The 3,885-nt window shown below is 66.9% G+C and carries 3 protein-coding genes and 2 pseudogenes; 3 read left to right on the top strand and 2 right to left on the bottom strand.

The window, feature by feature from the left end; all coding sequences use genetic code 11:
• The 3 genes and pseudogenes from ACZ4XD_RS37285 to ACZ4XD_RS37275 all read left to right on the top strand — a co-directional run.
• Nucleotides 1-274, top strand: a pseudogene (locus ACZ4XD_RS37285) (lipase); the annotation flags it as partial.
• Nucleotides 275-829: 555 nt separating this feature from the next.
• The gene (locus ACZ4XD_RS37280; RefSeq protein ID WP_468049997.1) at nucleotides 830-1,024 is read left to right on the top strand and encodes a hypothetical protein; all 195 of its coding nucleotides are present in this window, start codon (nucleotides 830-832) and stop codon (nucleotides 1,022-1,024) included.
• 877 nt (nucleotides 1,025-1,901) lie between these two features.
• The gene (locus ACZ4XD_RS37275; RefSeq protein ID WP_450362546.1) at nucleotides 1,902-2,510 is read left to right on the top strand and encodes a hypothetical protein; all 609 of its coding nucleotides are present in this window, start codon (nucleotides 1,902-1,904) and stop codon (nucleotides 2,508-2,510) included.
• A gap of 382 nt (nucleotides 2,511-2,892) precedes the next feature.
• On the opposite strand, the gene ACZ4XD_RS37270 is transcribed toward ACZ4XD_RS37275, so the two are convergent.
• Nucleotides 2,893-3,420 carry a GNAT family N-acetyltransferase gene (locus ACZ4XD_RS37270; RefSeq protein WP_468049996.1) on the bottom strand — a complete coding sequence of 176 codons (528 nt, stop codon included), beginning with the start codon at nucleotides 3,418-3,420 and terminating at the stop codon, nucleotides 2,893-2,895.
• A 19-nt stretch (nucleotides 3,421-3,439) separates the two neighbouring features.
• Nucleotides 3,440-3,885 (bottom strand): annotated as a pseudogene (locus ACZ4XD_RS37265) (XRE family transcriptional regulator); the annotation flags it as partial.

The following is a 3,885-nucleotide window of genomic DNA, read 5'->3' as shown; positions in this document are numbered from 1 at the left end:
CCGCTCAACGGGCTGGAAGCGCGATCTGAGTCTGGAGCAGGGCAGTCACTTCAGTTACACGGATGCTCAGTCGTTTGTACCGGCCCTGGACGAGAGCCTGGACGTCCCTGCCCAACTCCGCGAGCAGTACATCGGCACGGTGGACCCCGAGCGCAGTACCGCCGCCCAGCGCGCCTTCATCACCGCGTTCTTCGACCAGCACCTGCGTGACCGGCCCCAGGACTTGTTGCACGGCCCTTCCTCCGCCCACCCGGAGGTGCGCTTCATCGATTGAGTACAGAGGCGACGTCTTACGGCGCCGGCGATGCACATGGTGGCCAGGATCGGACCGCCCCGCAGCCGCCGGTCTCGCGGCCGCCGGGCGGAGAAGACCTCCTGGCGGCACGGGGAGCACCGCCGGGACGGTTCGCGCACATCACGGGCGCACGGTGCCGAGCCGTGGGGCGTTCGACTCGGTGCCACTCCTGACCGTCGCCCTCGAAGTAGTGCGCAAGGACGGTTCCCTGGCCTCAGACCAGAACGGGCTGAACTGCAAGGCCGGTGTGCGCACCGCTGTCGCCCAGTTCCCCCGCCCTCCAACGCTGAGGCATTCGGCACGCAGGCGAAGTTGCTGCATCGACAGCCCGGACCGCCCGCGCAGATCCTGCAGCTGCTCCCGCAGCTTCACCAGGTTCAGAGAATGCCTCGCCGCTCTCCACGTCAACTCCCCGCCCGGTAGCGCCACCACACTGTTCGGTGCCGTTCATTCCCGTCCACCCGGACCGCAGCGAACACGGACATCGGCAAGGTCTGGTGCGCAGGCGGAGTCGCACTGACGAAGGAGTTCTCGATGTCCCCTGCGTTGCTGGCCACGATGGCAATCTTGGTCGTGACCGTGTCCCTGATCGTCTCCGCCCTGACCGGCGTGGTGGTGGCCGCCTTTCTCGCACGTGCGGACGGCGCGACGCCAGCTGCTGCACTCGTCCGGGCGGGCATCGCGTTCGGAGCCACCCTCTCGTTGATCGTGGTCGGGTCACCACGGTAGCGGGATTGCTGAACTGACGTTCGGTGATGCCAGTTGGGGTGTCCGATGGGCGGAGGGCGCAGGAGTGCAGACGCCAACACGCAGAACTTGACAGAGAAGCCCTATCCTCGCGCATGCACGCGCTCCGAGTACTCCCGCTCCCCGCGTCCGCGGGACGGTTCGAGGGCGCGGCTCTACCAGCTGAGGGCAGCACGTCGTCGGCTCTGTTCCCGCCACCCTGGGCGCGGGGACAGAGCCACCGGCCGGGGAGGGGCCGGGACGACGGGCATAGAACGCACCGCACCCGCTCCGCGGCCTCTGTGGGTGTCGGCGAGAGCACGGGGACGGACCAGCTTCCCCACCGGCGCGCCCGTGATCGCGGACGTCCGGTGCCTGCTGTGTACCGAACTCCCCTCAACATGACGAGACGTCAGCAAGCGGGCGTCAGTCGACTACGCCGAGTCCTGAACGAAGAGGGCGCGGTAGTACGCGACTTCCGGTTCGTGCTTCATCCAGATGTTGCCGGTGGGGGTCTCCGTTGTTGCGTTGTCGGACCATCCGGTTGGTTTCCGCTGCGCTCTTCGAGATGCACGACGAATGGATCGCCTTACCGCGCCGCCACCTCCCCGAAGGTGATATGGGTGGTATCTGCCGTAAGCTCTCTTTTGGTTCCTCCGCACTACCCAACGCACCGAAATGCAGCCGCCAGTTGATCCCCAACAGCACGGCGAGGGACACTACCTGGCGGATGCGTGTTCCCGGCCGAGTGGCACTCGCTTCGGTATCCTCCCGTGCAGGTCATCGAAGGTCATTTGCCCAACGATTGCTGGGCAGTTGACCTCAGGGTTTCGTGGTAGCGTCCTTGTTCGGAGGGACAATGCAACCTGAAAGGGAAATCGTGAACACGGAGAAGATCGCCGCTCGCCGCCTCTCGCTGGAAGAGGTGGCGAAGCTCGGCGTGAAAGACAGGCTCTTCGTTTCCGCCGACACGGCAGAACTCAAGCTTCCCGACTGCTATGTCCCTGCTTTTCTGACCAAGTCCGGTGAGGCTTTCGAGGGCGGCTCCGTCACGGCGAGAACCGTATTCCAGGAAGAGGTCTCCTGCCTTCCCGACGACGAGAATGAAGCCGGAATCTACTTGGCCGACGAGAACGGCTCGGTGACCATCGAGGTCCTCCAGTCCGCCGGTGTCGTGCTGGACCTGGCGCTTTTCGTCCCTAGTGGGGACAAGGGGGCCCTCACGGCCCTTTACGCTGCAGCCCGGCAAGCCTTCGGCGCCGACGTCGTGCAGATCTGGCGCCAGGGCCTCAAGGAGGTTCCCGACGTGAAGGTCGACATCTTCGAGGAGCAGATTCCCCGGGGGCGCAAGGGGAGCGACAGCCCCAAGCGTGACCGTCGCGCGGTCGACACCTACCCCACCCGTGCGGACTTCATCGAGTTCTCCGCGGGGTGGAAGCCGGTCGTTGAGATTCACAGGCCGGTTGTTGACGACACCCCGACCATCTGAGGCGGCGTCACCTCTCGGTCTCGGCCTGAGAGAACGCCGAGAACGCATGCGCCGGCCCCGGTCGACCCCTGAGCGGGCCCAGGGAGCCGTCGGAAAATAACTCACGCACGCCGAAGCGCCGTTCCACTCGATGACCTCGCGAGACAGCCCGCCTGACCAAGATCAAAGTCTGAAGTTATTTCTGCGACAGCTCTCAGGGCATCGGCGTAGTCGAGCGAGGTCCACTTCGTGCTCGGGCGAGGCCGAGGAGTGTGAGGGGTCGGCGGGCGTCACGCGCATTGCGGCGACGGCCGGAGGCGATGTTCTTCGCGCCGTTCATTCGCAGGGGAGTGGGTGGCTTCGCGGCATCCCCCGTCTGCGGAGCCACCCTTATGTCCGTCGGTCAGCGAAGTCGACCACCCGGTTGCTCCAGGTGCGTCATCCTTATCAGGGCTGGACTGTCGGCGAAGCCGAACTCGCGGTACAGGGGCGCCGCTTCCTGGCAGGCGTGGAGTTCGAACAGGGTGACGTGCTCAGTGCGGAGCTCGTCGAGTAGTGCGCGGACAACGGCTCTGGCGTAGCCGCGGCGCCGGGCATCCGGGCGTGTGGCGACCACGTGCACGCGGCCTGCCAGCCCCCAGGGGTAGGACGGTGCCGGGAGCACGCGATGGATGAGACCGAGGGCGCAGGCGGCCATCGAGCCGTCCGGGGCGTCGATGACGAAGGCCCGTGCGTCACCGCCCGGCGCTGGCCGTGGAGCCAGTTCGGCGGTGCACCGCCGGATCCACTCCTCGCCCATCGGCTCGGACAGAACGTACTCGGAGCGTAGCCGGATGATGCCTGCCGCGTCTGCGGGCGTCGCCGCTCGGGCCGTGGGCAGCCCGGCGGTCAGTGGTCCGGACGTGGGGGCGAGCCCCAGATCGTCGTTCATGAGGGGCCTCCTGGTGGTGTCATGCCGCTGCCCGGACGACACTGAGGAACTGCTCAACACCCTGCACTTTCACATGGGGTTCGTAGCCGCGTGCGAGGTCGCTGATCTGGCGGACGCAGCGGGAGGCGCCGATCCGCTGGGCGAGCATGAGGGCTTCGCCGGCGATGGCGGCGCTGTGGTCGATCTCGCCCTGACGCAGCAGGCTTTCGGCTTCGTAGGTGAGGAAGACCGCGCGGGTTTTGTCCCGGGCGGTGGGCAGGAGGGCTACTCCCTGAGAGATCTGGTGCAGGGCGGGGCCGGTTTCTCCGAGGTCGATGAGGCAGCGGCCGGAGTCGACGGCGAGGTCTGCTGGGCTCATCCAGGAGCACCATGCGGGGGGTGCGGTGGTGGCGGAGTCGAGGGCGTGTTCTGCGGCGTCGAGGTCACGGCGGCAGGCGCGGGCATCGCCGTTCATGGCCAAGGCCC

The sequence above is a fragment of the Streptomyces sp. NPDC029466 genome (assembly GCF_055574515.1).
The sequence above is the reverse complement of the archived record's forward strand: the minus strand, read 5'-3'. Positions and strand labels throughout refer to the sequence as shown.

What these genes read in the sequence shown, in the direction of transcription:
- ACZ4XD_RS37280 (WP_468049997.1), top strand. Translation starts at nt 830, where the DNA reads ATGTCCCCTGCGTTGCTGGCCACGATGGCAATCTTGGTCGTGACCGTG.
- ACZ4XD_RS37270 (WP_468049996.1), bottom strand. Translation starts at nt 3,420, where the DNA reads ATGAACGACGATCTGGGGCTCGCCCCCACGTCCGGACCACTGACCGCC.